The organism is Rhodococcus sp. (in: high G+C Gram-positive bacteria), assembly GCF_049591685.1.
GTDB lineage: Bacteria > Actinomycetota > Actinomycetes > Mycobacteriales > Mycobacteriaceae > Rhodococcoides.
This window is the reverse complement of the sequence record NZ_JBAWFH010000160.1, coordinates 1-14895: the sequence shown is the minus strand read 5'-3', so window position 1 is coordinate 14895 and position 14895 is coordinate 1. Positions and strand designations below refer to the sequence as shown.

Below are 14895 nucleotides of genomic sequence, written 5' to 3'. Positions count from 1 at the left end.
GCCGGAGACGTCACGGCCGACGGTTTCCCCGTGCTCGGCGAGAATGCCCGACTTGCGCTTCAGCTCACCCAAATCGGCGAAGCTGTGCCAGATGTGGGCGTACTCGGCCACCATCTTGAGCGTCTTCTTCTCGCCGCCACCTCCGATGAGAATCGGGATCTCGCGCGTCGGAGCCGGATTGCCAACTGCCAGGCGATTCTTGATCCGCGCCAAGTTCTCGTTCAGCAGCTTCAGGCGCGACCCCGCGGTGCCGAACTCGTAGCCGAAGTTGTCGTAATCCTTTTCGTACCACCCGCCGCCGATGCCGAGAATCAGCCGGCCACCACTGATGTGATCGACCGTCCGAGCCATGTCTGCGAGCAAGTCGGGGTTGCGGTATCCGCCGCCGGTGACGAGTGCACCGATCTCGACGTTCGACGTCTGCTCGGCCCACGCGCCGAGCATCGTCCAGCACTCGAAGTGAGCACCGTCGAGGTCGCCGTACAGCGGATAGAAGTGGTCCCAGTTGAAAATGATGTCCACGCCGGCATCCTCCGAGCGCAAGACTGCGTCGCGAATGAGGCCGTAATCGGGGGCATGCTGGGGCTGAAGCTGAACACCGATTTTCACAGTCATAAAACCATTGTGCTGAGTGGCGTGAGATTGCGCACTCAGCCGACCTTCACGCCGACATCCAGCATGGTCGCGCGCAACAGAAAGCCGGCCTCCGCGCCGACGATCTCGGTGACCAGGGTGACGAACCGATCGACGAACGCGCCGCCGTGCGCCGGTGCCTCGGACTCCTCCGGCTCGAAATGATGCGCCAGTTCGTGCAGGAGCACCAGCTCGCGAAGCGCCCACGCCCGGTTGCGCCGATGCAGGGGTACCGCAATGGTGCAGGTGTCCTTCTCGTAGTGCGACGCCCCCGTGCCCGAACGCTCACGCACCGTCACCGGAGACGCGTCCGGCCACCTCTCGCGAACCCACGTCAATGCAAGCACTGAGTCGACATAGCGCTGTACCGAATCGATGGAAGCGAACTTCCGCTCGATCGGCAACGTCAACGTGGACCCCAGAATGTCGACCGTCCGCAAGTCGCGTTCGTCGGCACGATCGAAGATGGTGCGGACCATGGTTTCTGCTTCGTACACCCTCGAACGCTGCGCATCCCTGTTCTTCACGCAGCGACAGTAATGCGCTTGTGCGCCGCGCGCCCGTGTGCGCGAAACGTCGCTGCGCTTCGCGCCCGTGTGCACTTGATGCTGCTGGAACGACACTTTGTACGCACGGGTGGCGGAGCCGCATGCGCACGGGTGGCGAAGCCGCAGATTTGGCTGCAATGCGCCAACCGTTTACTGTTCAACCGACAACGATTGTCGAAGTCACTGCCGATAAGCTCAAGTCTTGTTCAGGAGTCCCTCTTGCTCGTCGTCGATGGCCTCTGCGTCGACGCCGGCCGCACCCGCGTCGTCGACCACGTCTCTTTCACGGTCCGCGCAGGTCAACGCGTCGGGCTGTTGGGAGCCTCGGGATCGGGCAAGTCGCTGACAGCGTCGACGATCATCGGCCACCTCCCACCCGGCATCACCTCGACCGGTCGAATTACGGTCGACGGGCACGACGTCGCGGGTGTTCCGACGCCGCGTCGCCACACCGGCGCCCGGCCCGCCATGGTGTTCCAGAATTCGGCAACGGCTCTCAACCCAATGGTCACCGTCGGCGCTCAGCTCCGCGCGCCCGCACGCAGAACGAAGTCGGATGTCGAGGGCCTCCTCGAACAGGTCGGATTCCGCGATCCGGGACGCATCCTTGCGTCGCACCCGCTCGAACTGTCCGGCGGGCAAAGGCAACGGATCTGTATTGCCCTTGCCCTCGCGTGCCGTAGCCCGCTGCTGGTCGCGGACGAGCCGACCACGGCTCTCGACGTGGTCACCCAGGCCCGGGTTCTCGATGCCTTGAAGGCCGTCGACTCGGCACTACTGTTCATCACCCACGACGTCGCCGTCGCCGCGAGTCTGTGCGATCGGCTCGTCGTGATGGAACACGGGCGGGTGGTAGAGGACGGTGCAACGTCGGACATCATCGCGCGGCCCCAGGCGGACTTGACCAAAGCGCTCATCGCACGGGCGCACGCCAATGATCCACTGACCGCCCTGGCCGCGAGATGAGTCTCGTTGCAGCCGGCGTGAGCCGTCGATATGCCGACAATGTCGCTCTCGACGGCGTCGATTTCGAGCTTGTCTCCGGTACCCGCACAGCGCTCGTCGGCGAATCCGGTTCGGGTAAGACGACGTTATTGAAACTGCTCCTGGCACTCGATCGCCCCGACTCGGGAGCCGTGGCACTCGACGGTATACCCGTGACACCCGGTTCGGCACGTTCGCTGCGGTGGTTTCGCCGCCGGGTTCAGTACATTCCGCAGGATCCCGCCACGTCACTCGACCCGAGGCGAAGCGTCGTGGACCTCGTGGCGACACCGCTGCGGCTGCTCGGGGCCGACGGAGATCACACTGCGATGGCCGTAAAGGCCCTCGCTGCAGTGGGATTGAACGACCGGTTTCTGCAGCGTCGCCCGTCCGAGCTGTCCGGCGGCCAGAACCAACGCGTAGCGATCGCGCGGGCGGTCGCGTGCGAACCCGACTATCTGCTGGCCGACGAGCCGGTGAGCGGACTCGACCTCGACCTCCGCGAGCAGGTGCTCGATGTCCTGGGCGAGCTCTCCACCCGTACGGCCACCGCGCTACTCGTCGTCTCGCACGATTTGTCCGTCGTCGCGCGGCTGTGCACCACGATCTCGGTCATGCACGAAGGCGCGATCATCGAACGCGGCGACGTGACAGCCGTTTTCGGTAATCCAACCCACGCGCACACCGTTGCACTGCTCGATGCAGTGCCCAGACTTCGTTCGTAATATCCACAGGAGAAATAGATGTCTTCCAGAATGATTCGCACCGTGCGAGCGGCAGCAGTGGGTGCCGTGGGCGTACTCGTCCTCACAAGCTGCTTCTCGTCTCCCGCATCCGAAGACAGCGACGAGCGCGCCCGCGTGGCGATGCTTCTGCCGCCGCGCTCGGGGCTCTCGCAGTTCAGCGACGACGCCTTCAAGCTCTCTCGCTGGTCCACAGCCGAAACGCTGGTAAACCTCGACGATCTCGGAGATGTGCAACCCGGGCTCGCGACGGCGTGGACACAGACCGACGATTACACGTGGAGCTTCGAGATCCGCCGGGACGTCACGTTCCACAACGGCGCCGCGCTCGACGCCGACGCGGTGGTCACCGCTCTGACGGCCGCGACGCAGGCTGCCCCGAAACCGCGCATTCTCGACGGAGTCGAGTTGACCGCCGCCGCCGTCGACGAGGACACGGTGACGGTAAAGACCGAGCTCGTCGATCCGCTTGTCCCGCAGCGTTTGTCAAGCCCTCAGTTGGCCATCCTGGCGCCCATCGCATACGAGGGCGACGGCCCGGTCAGCCCTATCGGTAACGGAACCGGCCCGTTCGAACTCATGAGCGTCGACGGCACATCCAGTGCCTCGCTCGACCGCTACGACGGCTACTGGGGCGAGCAGGCGAAGCTCTCAGGCTTCGACGTCGACTTCGTGCCCGACGGTACGGCCCGCGCCGCATCCTTGCGCAACGGCACCGCCGATGTGGTGGAGGCGATTCCGGTCGGGCAGGCCGGGCTCGTCGACCAGGAGCTGGTGCACGAGGTTCCGATGCCGCGCACCAACACCTTGTACCTCAACAACTCGACCGGTGTGTTCACCGATCCGGCGATGCGAGCCGCCGCCCGCGAGGCCATCGACCAGGATCGTTTGGTGGAGCAGGTCTACGAAGGTCGCGCCGATGCGGCGAACGGATTGCTCGGCCCTGCGGTGCCGTGGGCGCAGGATCGTCCCGAGCGCATCGAGACCCCGGCCGGCGACGCGAGCGGCAAACGCATCACCCTCGCCACGTTCACCGACCGCGCCGAACTGCCCGAGGTCGCGGTGCTGCTGCAGCAAGCACTCGAAGCCAGGGGCTTCATCGTCGAACAGGTTGTTCGGGAGTATCAGTTCATCGAAACCGACGCTCTGGAAGGACGTTTCGACGCCTTCATTCTCTCGCGCGCTACGGTTCTCGACTCCGGTGACCCCGTGTCGTACATGTACTCCGACTTCGCGTGCGAGGGGTCGTTCAATATCGCTCAGTTCTGTGACGCGGACGTCGACGCTGCGTTGGCCGAGGCATCGGCAACCGATCCTGGCGCCGACCGCCGTGCCGCAGTTCTCGAGGCCGAGAAACTGATCCTGGAGAAGGACGCGGCTATTCCGATGCTTCACGAGCGAGTCATCCAGGGTGAGTCGGCGCGCATCGTCGATGCCGCCCGCGACCCCCGCGAGCGTCTGTTGATCACCAACGAGACCACGGTCGAGTAAGAAACATGACGAAGGGCACATGGATCGTCGCTGCCTCCCGGGTCGTCACCGTTCTCGGTGTCGTCGTGATACTCGGGATGCTGCCATGGCTGTCGGGTCGTGATCCCGCACTCACCATCCTGCGGGCACGTTCGGCAGAACAGGAGGCGACCGAGGAAGCACTGAACGCGATTCGTCGCGACCTCGGCCTCGACGTCGGTCCCGTGCGCATGTTCTGGGACTGGTTCACCAGTCTCCTGCAGGGCGACCCCGGAACATCCTGGAACACAGGCAGACCCGTGTTCCCCGGTGCGGTCGGAGCGTTGGGGGTGTCCCTGACGCTGATGGTCTGCGCCATCGTGGTGGCACTGATGGTGGCGTCGCTGGTGGTGCTGCCATCCCTAAGAGCGGGCCTGCGCGGTTCGCCGCGGCGGACCGGTGGCGCAGCCGCCGCAGCACTGACATCGATGCCCGAGTTCCTGCTGGCGTCGGTGCTCGTGATCGTCGGCGCGGTGTGGCTGGACTTGCCCGCCTACGGCTGGAACGGACCCGAGTACGTCGTGCTTCCCGCCCTGGCGCTCGGCCTACCGGCCGGCGGCCTGATCGGACGCCTCCTCGCCGATGCCGTAGCCGTCACCTTCACCGAAGGTTGGGTGACGACGTGGACCGTGGTGGGCTTTACCAAGCGGGCCATTGCCGCCGCGGTTCTGCGCCGGGCGATGCCCAGCCTGGCGTCGCAGATCGGGTTGGTCATGGTTGCGATGACCGGCGGTGCAGTCGCCGTCGAAAAAGTCTTCGCGATACCGGGATTGGGTCGCACGACGCTCAACGACGCACAATCTCAGGACCTACCCGCGCTACAGATCGACGTGCTCCTGCTGCTCGCGGTCAGTGCAGCTCTGGGTATCGCAGCAGAGCTGCTGCGTCGCGTATTGCTGGGTAGCGCGCTGCGCAATCAGGCGATGCCGATCCCGTCGGGGGTGTTCGCGCCATCGCCGCGTAGATGGATTCTGCCCTTCGGCGCTGCGTCGCTGTTGCTGATCATGATCGTCGTGGGCATGCCTCGTGATCCGTTCTTCGCGAGCCGAGACAAATTCGCCTCGCCGTCGATTGCCCACCCATTCGGTACGGACGCATCCGGACGTGACCTGCTGGCGCGGGTGTCCGACGGCGCAGTCTCGACCATCGCTCTGTCGCTCGCGGTGACGCTGGGATGCTTTGTCATCGGGGTCTCGTTCGGTTTGATCCCGCGGGTGTCGCGCGGACTCGTCGAAGTGACCAATGCGGCCCCGCCCGTAGTGGCGGGCATCCTGATCGCAGCGATCTGGGGGCCCAGCGCAGGCGGCGCCGCCGTCGCCGTACTCATCGTCACCTGGGCTCCGCTGGCCGCCCACACCGCCGCACTCGTCGAGGAAACTCGTGCGCGGCCGTACATCGCAATCCTGCCCACCCTGGGTGCGAGTGAGGCCCGGATTTTGTTCGGGTCCATCGTGCCCGCAGTACTTCCTGCCGTGCTCCGGCATGCGATGCTTCGGCTTCCCGGCGTTGCATTGGCCCTGGCTGCACTGGGTTTTCTCGGACTCGGACCGCAGCCGCCGACTCCGGACTGGGGTCTGATCCTGTCCGACGGCGTGGCAGGCGTCGAGCGCGCACCGTGGGTGGTGCTCGCGCCCCTGGCATCGCTCATCGCCCTGGCCGTCCTCGCCGTGTCGCTGGCCAGTGCGACTTCGGGACGAACCCGAGTGGTCACTGGTGGCGACACAGGCGGGTCGGCGACGCCTGTAACCTCTTCTGGGAGCAAAACCGTCTTCAGGGAGTGAACGAGCGTGACAACCAGTACCAGCCCGAAGCGGTGGCGCTGGTCGTTTCTCGAGGACCTGTCCCGCGCGACGCCCACGATTCGCCTCCTGGTTCTGACCCAGCTGACGTTCAACGTCGGCTTCTTCATGGTGTTGCCGTATCTGTCGGTGCATCTGACGAGCGACCTCGGACTTGGTGCCGCACTGGTCGGCGTCGTGCTGGGAATTCGAACGTTCTCGCAGCAGGGACTGTTCTTCGTTGGAGGCACCCTCGCCGATCGGTGGGGCATCAAGCCCGTTGTGCTCGCCGGTTGCGTCCTACGGGTGCTGGGCTTCGTCGGGCTGGCATACTTCGATTCGCTGGCCGGCGTACTGGCTGCGACGGTTCTCGTCGGCTTCGCAGCCGCATTGTTCTCTCCCGCAGTCGAATCGGCGGTAGCGATCGAGGCCGGGACAAGTGAGCGTGCCGGTGGGCCGCGACGCGTCGAGACGTTCGCGCTGCTGTCGGTGTGCAACCAGATCGGTTCGTTCACCGGGCCGCTCGTCGGCTCGCTACTGCTGCTGGCCGACTTCCGCATCGCATGCCTCGTCGCCGCTGCCATCTTTGTCGCGGTCATCGTCGCTCACCTGCGGTGGCTCCCCAACGAGCCGGGCGAACACCGCGACGACCCATGGCTCGAGGGGTGGACAGACGTCGTCCGCAACAGATTGTTCGTGCTGTTCGCCTTCGCGATGAGCGCGCAACTTGTCGCATACAACCAGCTCTATCTCCTGCTCCCCCTGGAAGTGGAGCGCGCGTGGGGCTCGCAAACGGTACTGGGCTGGTTCTTCGCGGTCTCGGCCGTGTTCGTCGTGACCTCGCAGTTGCCGATCACCAGGCGCGTGAAGAACGTGTCACCGAGAGTGGTGTTGCCCGTCGGATTTGCCGTCATGGCAACCTCGTTCGTCGTGGTCGCCGCGACGTCGCCGCTTCGGCTGGAAGGACTTGTCGGGCTGCTTCCGGCCGCGGTGTTTGTGCTGCTGCTTGCGCTCGGCCAGATGATCGCCATGCCCCAGGCACGTGATCTCGTGCCTCTTCTGGCCGGCGAACGACGGCTCGGCTCGTACTACGGATTCATGGCGTCGCTCGGAGGTATCGGGGTTCTCGTCGGATCGGTGGTGTTGGGTGCAGTGATCGACGCCGCACCGGATACCGGTTGGGGCGCGGCCGTTCCGTGGCTCGTGGCCGCGGCATTCCCCGTCGCCAGTGTCGTCGGCTTGCGCATCGTGCTCGCCAAATTGAACTGACGGCTCGGCTCGAGTGACGGCCTTGCTGCACCAACAGGCTCGGCTACCGACCCAATTGCCCTCTGGCAGAATCGAGTTCGGTTTCACCGCCGAGTCGAGCGGCGCGCCCGGCGCGGTCACCTGCGGACCGAGCCCCGTGCGAGTACCCGACGCTCGAGCCCTGACCACGCCACGTCCCGCGTGCCTTCGAGGTCTGTGAGTAGAAGTCCGACAACTCGACCTCCTTGTCGCGCAACACGAGAGCCGTCCCGGCATCGGGCTTTTCTCGCGCGATGGCGTCGACTTCCGCTTCCTTGCGCACGGCTTGGAGCCGGACACCGATTCGTTCGGCGAACGCGGTCTGGAAGTTGAGCCTCGCGGTGACCGCCGCGACCGGAACTTCTTCCTGGGTGGTGTAACGCCGTCGACCGATGGTCTTCCTGACCGTCCGGACGGCGGTCTCGGTGCGATATGCCCCGGACTTGATGTACAGGTCGGAGGCGCGCACCATCTGCACGAGCAGGCTCGAGTACAGGGCCTCGCACGTATCGATGTCGGACTCGAAGCCGTAGGCGAACACCTGCGTCGACGATCGCGCGATGTCGCATTTGACGTCGTTCGCGAAAGCGATGGAGACGAACAGCTGCACGAAGGTTTTGAGCCCCCTCTTGCCGGCCTCACCTATCCGCACCACGCGCTGAATCGGAACAGCGCGCTTCTCCCTCGACGCACTGTGCGAGCGCGCGACCGCCAGATCGATCGACGTGGCCGTCGCAAGGCGCTGCGCAGCCTCCATGAACGCCTCCGCCTCGTGCGGATTGTCCGTCGACTCGGCCTGGCGCAGCAGACCCCCGATGCGCGTCAGCATCTTGTCCGAGCTCACAGCTTGATCCCTCCGTACGTCACCCCAGCACGCTACAACGCATCACCGACACTGCAGGTGTACCGATTCAGGGATGGTCAATTCACCCCTTTCGGACGCTTCGTGTGCCACAGTGCGTATCGACATGTGCGTCGGGGGGAGCACATTCGTACTCGTCTGTGACCTTCCCCTCGCACACAATCCGGGTACGAAGCAAGTGGAGAGAAACCAAATGGCGTCTTTGATCTCGAAGGTGGCGGTGCTGGCAACGGCGGCAACGCTGCTGACGCTCACCGCGTGTTCCAGCGACAGCGAATCCAGCGACTCCACATCGGCCAGCGCCGACGGTCGCGGCCCCATCACCTACGTCGAGGGCAAGGACACCACCGAAACAGGTGTCGTGCGCCAGATCATCGACGAGTGGAACGCCTCGCATCCCGATGAGCAGGTCACCTTCAAAGAGCAGTCCAACGACGCCGACCAGGCTCACGACGACTTGGTTCAGCACCTGCAGGCCGAGCAGGCCGACTACGACGTCATGGCACTCGACGTCATCTGGACCGCCGAGTTCGCGGCCAAGGGCTGGCTCGTACCACTCGAGGGCGAGTTCGCGATGGACAATGCAGGCATCCTGCCGTCCACCGTCGAGAGCGCCACCTACAACGGCAAGCAGTACGCGGCGCCGAAGAACACCAACGGTGGCCTCCTGTTCTATCGCAGTGACCTGGTCCCCGCAGCTCCCACCACCTGGGACGAGCTCACAGCCAGCTGCAGCATCGCCACCGAGAACAACATCGATTGCTACGCGGGACAGTTCGCGTCCTACGAGGGCCTGACGGTCAGCGCGTCCGAAATCGTCAACGCACACGGCGGATCCTTCGTCGCCGAAGACGGCAAGACCCCGACCGTCGACAGCCCGGAGACCAAAGCCGGTCTGCAGGCGCTGGTCACGGCGTTCGAGTCGGGAGTCATCCCGGCCCAGAACACCACGTTCAAAGAGCCCGAGAGCCAGCAGGCGTTCGAAGACGGCCAGGCGCTGTACCTGCGCAACTGGCCCTACGTGTACGGAACCGCGTCTCAGGAAGGCTCCGCTGTTGCCGGCAAGTACGGCGTCGCACCGCTGCCCGGCGTCACCGGTGTCGGCACATCCACTCTCGGTGGTTACAACGCAGGAATCAGCTCGTTCTCCGAGAAGAAGGCCACGGCCGCCGACTTCTTGCGCTTCCTGCAGGGTGAGCAGGCGCAGCGCATCATCGCCGAGGGCGCACTGCCTCCCGTGCTCTCGTCCCTCTACGACGACCCGGCTCTCATCGCCGAGATGCCGTACCTGCCGGCGCTGAAGGAATCGATCATGGGCGCGGTCCCGCGTCCCGTCACTCCGTTCTACCCTGCCGTCTCGAAGGCCATTCAGGACAACACCTTCGCGGCCATCAAGGGTGAGAAGCCGGTGGACCAGGCGATCGCCGACATCCAGGCCGGCATCGAGTCGGCCGGCGCAAACTAGAGATTCGCCGCCGAAGCACCAGGAGAATCTTTATGGCTCTACCTACTGGTCGAACCAGTGGGCCTGTTATCGCAGCCGCTGCCGGAGGAACTTCCCCCGGCCGCGGTCGGCATGCACGCTCGTCCGGAAAGAAACAATTCGGACTCACCGCGGGCCGCGCATGGTTGCTCATCGCCCCGACGCTGGTCATTCTTGCGGTTGTCATTGCCTACCCGGTTGTCCGTGCCGTGGTCATGTCGTTCCAGAAGGATGCCGGTCTCGATCCCGCCACCGGAATGTTCGTCAAGGGCGGCAGCGCCGGGTTCTCCAACTACACCCACTGGATCCTGCAGCAATGCACGTCGGCCACCGGCACACTTGTGCCCTGTCCTCCAGGCACATTGGGGTCGCAGTTCTGGGGAGCCGTCGGCAACACGGCCTTCTTCACTGTCGTCACCGTGTCGATCGAGGTGGTCATCGGCTTCGCCATGGCAGTCATCATGGGCAAGACCTTCGCCGGTCGAGCATTGCTGCGTGCGGCGATCCTGATTCCCTGGGCCATCCCCACAGCCGTCACCGCGAAGCTCTGGTACTTCATTTTCGCGTACGACGGGATCGCCAACAAGTTGCTCGGCACGAACATCCTGTGGACGGGCGATGCCTGGCCCGCGCGATTCGCAGTCATCATCGCCGACGTCTGGAAAACCACGCCGTTCATGGCGCTGCTCATCCTGGCGGGCCTGCAGATGATCCCGTCCGACGTGTACGAAGCAGCCCGCGTCGACGGCGCATCGGCGTGGCAGCGATTCACCAAAATCACCCTGCCGCTGGTGAAACCGGCACTGATGGTCGCGATCCTGTTCCGCACCATGGACGCACTGCGCATGTACGACCTGCCCGCCATCCTCACCGAAGGCAACCCGGCGACCCGCACCATCTCGATCCTGGTGGTCGATCAGATACGGCAGGGCTTCAACAGTGCAGCGTCGCTGTCGACCATTTCGTTCGTCATGATCTTCATCGTCGCGTTCATCCTGGTGAAATTCCTGGGTGCCAATGCGGTTGCCACGCAGGAGAATCAGCGCAAGGGGAACGTCCGATGAAAACCGCCCGTATCTACCTGGGTGTCGTGATCATCCTCGTGTGGGGCCTCGCGCCGTTCTACTGGATGGCCGTCACGGCTTTTCGCGACCCGCGCTATACCTTCGACACCACGCCGTGGCCCACCCACGTCACGCTCGAGAACTTCGAGAACGCACTGTCGACGAGCAACGGCAACAACTTCGTTCGCGCCGTCGTCAACAGCCTCGTCATCGGCAGCGTCACCACCCTGATCGCACTTGTCATCGGTATCTTCTGCGCATACGCACTCTCCCGCATCGACTTCCGGTTCAAGTACATCGTCGTCGGAATCGTGTTGGGGGCGTCGATGTTTCCTGTCGTCGCACTGGTCACCCCGCTGTTCCAGTTCTTCACGAACATCGGCTGGATCGGCAGCTACCAGGCGATGATCATCCCGAACATCTCGTTCGTTCTGCCCCTCACCATCTACACCCTCACCGCGTTCTTCGCCGAACTGCCCTGGGAACTCGAAGAAGCCGCGCGGATCGACGGCGCGGGCCGATTCCAGGCCTTCCGGCTCGTGATGCTTCCGCTCGCAGCACCAGCACTGTTCACGACGGCCATCCTGGCGTTCATCGCGGCCGTCAACGAGTACCTCCTGGCGAGTCAACTCTCGAGTGACACCACCGAACCGGTGACGGTGGCCATCGCGCGATTCTCGGGCAACGACCCGCACGTCGTTCCGTACGCCGCCATCATGGCGGCAGGCACCATCGTCGCGATACCGCTCGTCATCATGGTGCTGCTCTTCCAGCGGCGCATCATCTCCGGGCTCACCGCGGGCGGAGTGAAGTCGTGACCGCGCAGGACCACCTGCAGCTGCTGGCAGGCATCCTCGGTTTCTTCGCGCTCATGGCGTTCGTCGCCGCAGTGGCCGGAATCGTCGGCGGGGAACCGAGCATCTGGGCCTCGGCCGTGCTGCTCGGGTTGCTCGTCGCCCTGGGGTTCGTGGTGCGCACGCTCCGCGTCTGAGGTCGGTCGGTCGGTCGCTTCGGCGCACCTTGCAGTCAACTGCGCAGGTTGCAATGCGTGCGGTTGGCTGGAACCTGCGCGACTAGGGTGCACCCGAACGCACCGCACCCTAAACACGGCCCAACCCCCCAACGACACCGCACCCTCAAACACCAGTGGCACGGCTGGGTTCGCGAGGAACCCGCCGTGCCACTGATCTGTGAAGTTTTGAGCTGTGAGACTTACGCGTCGATGATGAAGGCTTCGAGCTGGGTGCGCGCAACGTCGTCGGGGAGCTGCTGCGGCGGGCTCTTCATCAGGTAGGCCGATGCCGGGATGACCGGTCCGCCGATGCCGCGGTCGAGTGCGATCTTGGCTGCACGGACAGCGTCGATGATGACGCCTGCGGAGTTGGGCGAGTCCCAGACTTCGAGCTTGTACTCGAGGTTCAGGGGCACGTCACCGAAGGCGCGGCCTTCGAGGCGGACGTAGGCCCACTTGCGGTCGTCGAGCCAACCGACGTGGTCGGACGGTCCGATGTGGACGTCCTTGGTGTTGAACTCACGCTGCAGGTTGGAGGTGACGGCCTGCGTCTTGGAGATCTTCTTCGACTCGAGGCGGGTGCGCTCGAGCATGTTGAGGAAGTCCATGTTGCCGCCGACGTTGAGCTGCATGGTGCGGTCGAGCTGTACTCCGCGGTCTTCGAACAGCTTTGCCATGACGCGGTGCGTGATGGTTGCGCCGACCTGGCTCTTGATGTCGTCGCCGACGATGGGAACGCCTGCGTCGGTGAACTTCTTGGCCCAGACGGGGTCGCTGGCGATGAACACCGGAAGCGCGTTGACGAACGCAACGCCCGCGTCGATGGAGGCCTGTGCGTAGAACTTGTCGGCTTCTTCGGATCCGACGGGCAGGTAGGACACGAGTACGTCCACCTTGGCGTCACGCAGTGCCTGTGCGACGTCCACTGCTTCGCCGTCGGCTTCGGTGATGGTCTCGCGGTAGTACTTGCCGAGGCCGTCGAGGGTCGGTCCGCGCAGAACCTGCACGTCCTTCGGCGGTACGTCGGCGATCTTGATGGTGTTGTTCTCGCTCGAAAAGATCGCGTCGGAGAGGTCGAAGCCGACCTTCTTGGCGTCCACGTCGAATGCGGCGACGAACTCGACGTCGCGGACGTGGTATTTCCCGAACTTGACGTGCATGAGGCCGGGGACGGTGACGGTCTCGTCCGCGTCCCGGTAGTACTCGACGCCCTGGACCAGGGACGAGGCGCAGTTGCCCACGCCCACAATGGCTACGCGGATGGCGTTGCTGCCCGCGCCTTCGCTGTTCTCACCCATGGTCGGGTTCTCCTTCTGTCTTCGAAACTTTGGTCGGATTGGGGGTGGCGGACGGACCCGCCTGCTCGGCAGCGATCACTTCGTTGAGCCAGCGCACCTCGCGGTCGCTGGACTCGAGGCCGAGCTGATGAAGCTGACGGGTGTATCGGTCGAGCGTTCCGCTCGCCCTGTCCACGGCTTCGCGGAGGCCTTCGCGGCGCTCCTCCACCTGACGTCGTCTGCCTTCGAGTATGCGCATCCTGGCTTCTGCCGGGGTGCGACTGAAGAAGGCGAGGTGAACGCCGAATCCGTCGTCGGTGTAGTTCTGCGGTCCGGTGTCGGCGACGAGTTCCGTGAAACGTTGCCTGCCCTCCGGAGTGAGCTCGTATACGCGCCTGGCACGACGCTTGACGAGTGTGTCCGGGCCCGCGTCCTCGGCAATCAGCCCGTCCGCCTGTAGGCGACGAAGGGCCGGGTACAGGGAGCCGTAGGAGAAGGCTCGGAACGCTCCGAGGAGGCCGGTCAGGCGCTTGCGGAGTTCGTAACCGTGCATCGGGGCTTCGAGCAGCAAGCCGAGGATTGCGAGTTCGAGCATTGCCACTCCTTTCCCTCGATGCGGACCGCTGTCTGCGATGCGATGCCCAAGCATATACGCGAAATGTATCGACCCGATATATGTACATACATACCAACAAGTAATGTTGTAAGGACAAAACCCCGGACGTACGCCTCGGCGAGCAGGCAGAGCACAGCCGGAAGGGAAAAACCTCGAGGCTTGCAGCGACTCCCCGACAGGACGTTTCCCGCGACTTCGGCCACTGCGGCGGTCGGCGTCGTACGCCCTGGACGCAACCTCCGGCGCGGGCCGGCTTGCTTCGGCCAGCTGCCCGTCGGCGTGGGCTGCGTCCGACGCTGCGCAGGTACCGGTGCGATCTGGATCCGGTGTTCCTCGCACGGGTCGAGGGTGAAACTCGCGTCGGTACAGGTGGAGCACAGGTTTTCGCGCTCGTCGGTGGGTGAGAAGAGACGGTGCCCGGCCCACCTGTCGCCGGCCGCACGTACTCTGGTTCTCGTGCGACTTCAGCGACAGGTGGTGGACTACGCCCTACAGCGACGGTCGCTGCTCGCCGAGGTGTACTCGGGCAGGGCGGGTGTCAGCGCCGTGTGCGACGCAGATCCGTACCTACTCCGTGCTGCCAAGTTCCACGGCCGGGGCAGTGATGTCGTCTGTCCGATATGCCGAAAAGAGCAGCTCACACACGTCTCGTGGGTCTTCGGCGAAAAGCTCGGACCACTGTCGGGCTCCGCCCGCACAGCTGAGGAACTGGTGCGTCTTGCTGCCACCGAGGAAGAATTCTCCGTACACGTGGTCGAGGTGTGCCGCTCGTGCAGCTGGAATCACCTCGTCCAGTCCTACGTGCTGGGCGCTGTGCCCGCCCCCAAGCAACCGCGGCGATCGCGATCGACTTCTCGCCAACCGAACCGTCGAACCGCGAGCGAGTGACACAATCGCTCTGCCGATCTGCCTGATCGGTAGTTTCGATGTGCCGTTCACTGCTGTGCTCGCCCAACCACTGGAGACCCGAACGTGAGTTCCCCCTACGACGACACGCCTGGCGGCGGACACAACCCGCCGGGCGGTGGTTCCGGAAACCGCGATTCGTCTCGTCGCCCGCCCATGCCTCCCGGTATGCCCGGGCGACCGATCGGACCAC

Annotated in this window: 15 protein-coding genes; 10 read left to right on the top strand and 5 right to left on the bottom strand. The window is 64.6% G+C overall.

Annotation, left to right across the window (positions count from 1 at the left end):
* Positions 1-615: LLM class F420-dependent oxidoreductase (locus WBQ44_RS06910; protein ID WP_495565979.1), on the bottom strand; the 615-nt coding region annotated here is incomplete at its 3' end.
* A gap of 35 nt (positions 616-650) precedes the next feature.
* Positions 651-1160, bottom strand: coding sequence for a TIGR04338 family metallohydrolase (locus WBQ44_RS06905; protein WP_495565978.1), 510 nt, complete (start codon positions 1158-1160; stop codon positions 651-653).
* Positions 1161-1400: 240 nt separating this feature from the next.
* Between WBQ44_RS06905 and WBQ44_RS06900 the strand changes: the two genes are divergently transcribed.
* The 5 genes from WBQ44_RS06900 to WBQ44_RS06880 are packed head-to-tail and all read left to right on the top strand — an operon-like array spanning position 1401 to position 7464.
* Positions 1401-2147 carry an ATP-binding cassette domain-containing protein gene (locus WBQ44_RS06900; protein WP_495565977.1) on the top strand — a complete coding sequence of 249 codons (747 nt, stop codon included), beginning with the start codon at positions 1401-1403 and terminating at the stop codon, positions 2145-2147.
* Positions 2144-2890 carry an ABC transporter ATP-binding protein gene (locus tag WBQ44_RS06895; protein ID WP_495565976.1) on the top strand — a complete coding sequence of 249 codons (747 nt, stop codon included), beginning with the start codon at positions 2144-2146 and terminating at the stop codon, positions 2888-2890. Before WBQ44_RS06900 ends, WBQ44_RS06895 begins: the two co-directional genes overlap by 4 nt.
* 18 nt (positions 2891-2908) lie before the next feature.
* Positions 2909-4399: an ABC transporter substrate-binding protein gene (locus WBQ44_RS06890; protein WP_495565975.1), complete on the top strand. Its 1491-nt coding sequence runs from the start codon at positions 2909-2911 to the stop codon at positions 4397-4399.
* A 5-nt stretch (positions 4400-4404) separates the two neighbouring features.
* Positions 4405-6198 carry an ABC transporter permease subunit gene (locus WBQ44_RS06885; protein WP_495565974.1) on the top strand — a complete coding sequence of 598 codons (1794 nt, stop codon included), beginning with the start codon at positions 4405-4407 and terminating at the stop codon, positions 6196-6198.
* A gap of 6 nt (positions 6199-6204) precedes the next feature.
* Positions 6205-7464 carry an MDR family MFS transporter gene (locus WBQ44_RS06880; RefSeq protein WP_495565973.1) on the top strand — a complete coding sequence of 420 codons (1260 nt, stop codon included), beginning with the start codon at positions 6205-6207 and terminating at the stop codon, positions 7462-7464.
* 43 nt (positions 7465-7507) lie between these two features.
* On the opposite strand, the gene WBQ44_RS06875 is transcribed toward WBQ44_RS06880, so the two are convergent.
* Positions 7508-8326 carry a DUF2786 domain-containing protein gene (locus tag WBQ44_RS06875; protein ID WP_495565972.1) on the bottom strand — a complete coding sequence of 273 codons (819 nt, stop codon included), beginning with the start codon at positions 8324-8326 and terminating at the stop codon, positions 7508-7510.
* Positions 8327-8537: 211 nt separating this feature from the next.
* On the opposite strand from WBQ44_RS06875, the gene WBQ44_RS06870 reads away from it, so the two are divergent.
* Genes WBQ44_RS06870 through WBQ44_RS06855 form a run of 4 tightly spaced genes read left to right on the top strand, consistent with a single transcriptional unit; the run spans position 8538 to position 11882 of the window.
* Positions 8538-9809, top strand: a complete 1272-nt coding sequence (locus tag WBQ44_RS06870) for an ABC transporter substrate-binding protein (protein ID WP_495565971.1) — start codon at positions 8538-8540, stop codon at positions 9807-9809.
* A 32-nt stretch (positions 9810-9841) separates the two neighbouring features.
* Positions 9842-10891 (top strand): carbohydrate ABC transporter permease, encoded by a 1050-nt coding sequence (locus WBQ44_RS06865; RefSeq protein WP_495565970.1) that lies wholly within the window; start codon positions 9842-9844, stop codon positions 10889-10891.
* Complete coding sequence (locus tag WBQ44_RS06860) at positions 10888-11709, top strand: carbohydrate ABC transporter permease (RefSeq protein WP_495565969.1); 822 nt, start codon at positions 10888-10890, stop codon at positions 11707-11709. Before WBQ44_RS06865 ends, WBQ44_RS06860 begins: the two co-directional genes overlap by 4 nt.
* Entirely contained in the window at positions 11706-11882 is a 177-nt protein-coding gene (locus tag WBQ44_RS06855) for a hypothetical protein (protein ID WP_495565968.1), read from the top strand. The genes WBQ44_RS06860 and WBQ44_RS06855 overlap by 4 nt, the downstream gene beginning before the upstream one ends.
* A gap of 221 nt (positions 11883-12103) precedes the next feature.
* Here WBQ44_RS06855 and WBQ44_RS06850 read toward each other — a convergent pair whose 3' ends face one another.
* Entirely contained in the window at positions 12104-13201 is a 1098-nt protein-coding gene (locus tag WBQ44_RS06850) for an inositol-3-phosphate synthase (protein WP_495565967.1), read from the bottom strand.
* On the bottom strand, positions 13194-13775 hold the full coding sequence (locus WBQ44_RS06845; protein ID WP_495565966.1) for a PadR family transcriptional regulator: 582 nt from the start codon (positions 13773-13775) through the stop codon (positions 13194-13196). The genes WBQ44_RS06850 and WBQ44_RS06845 overlap by 8 nt, the downstream gene beginning before the upstream one ends.
* A 477-nt stretch (positions 13776-14252) precedes the next feature.
* Between WBQ44_RS06845 and WBQ44_RS06840 the strand changes: the two genes are divergently transcribed.
* Positions 14253-14684 (top strand): DUF5318 domain-containing protein, encoded by a 432-nt coding sequence (locus WBQ44_RS06840; protein WP_495565965.1) that lies wholly within the window; start codon positions 14253-14255, stop codon positions 14682-14684.
* Positions 14685-14895: the final 211 nt, after the last annotated feature.

What these genes read in the sequence shown, in the direction of transcription:
- WBQ44_RS06885 (WP_495565974.1), top strand. Translation starts at nt 4,405, where the DNA reads ATGACGAAGGGCACATGGATCGTCGCTGCCTCCCGGGTCGTCACCGTT.
- WBQ44_RS06870 (WP_495565971.1), top strand. Translation starts at nt 8,538, where the DNA reads ATGGCGTCTTTGATCTCGAAGGTGGCGGTGCTGGCAACGGCGGCAACG.
- WBQ44_RS06895 (WP_495565976.1), top strand. Translation starts at nt 2,144, where the DNA reads ATGAGTCTCGTTGCAGCCGGCGTGAGCCGTCGATATGCCGACAATGTC.
- WBQ44_RS06845 (WP_495565966.1), bottom strand. Translation starts at nt 13,775, where the DNA reads ATGCTCGAACTCGCAATCCTCGGCTTGCTGCTCGAAGCCCCGATGCAC.
- WBQ44_RS06890 (WP_495565975.1), top strand. Translation starts at nt 2,909, where the DNA reads ATGTCTTCCAGAATGATTCGCACCGTGCGAGCGGCAGCAGTGGGTGCC.
- WBQ44_RS06850 (WP_495565967.1), bottom strand. Translation starts at nt 13,201, where the DNA reads ATGGGTGAGAACAGCGAAGGCGCGGGCAGCAACGCCATCCGCGTAGCC.
- WBQ44_RS06860 (WP_495565969.1), top strand. Translation starts at nt 10,888, where the DNA reads ATGAAAACCGCCCGTATCTACCTGGGTGTCGTGATCATCCTCGTGTGG.
- WBQ44_RS06865 (WP_495565970.1), top strand. Translation starts at nt 9,842, where the DNA reads ATGGCTCTACCTACTGGTCGAACCAGTGGGCCTGTTATCGCAGCCGCT.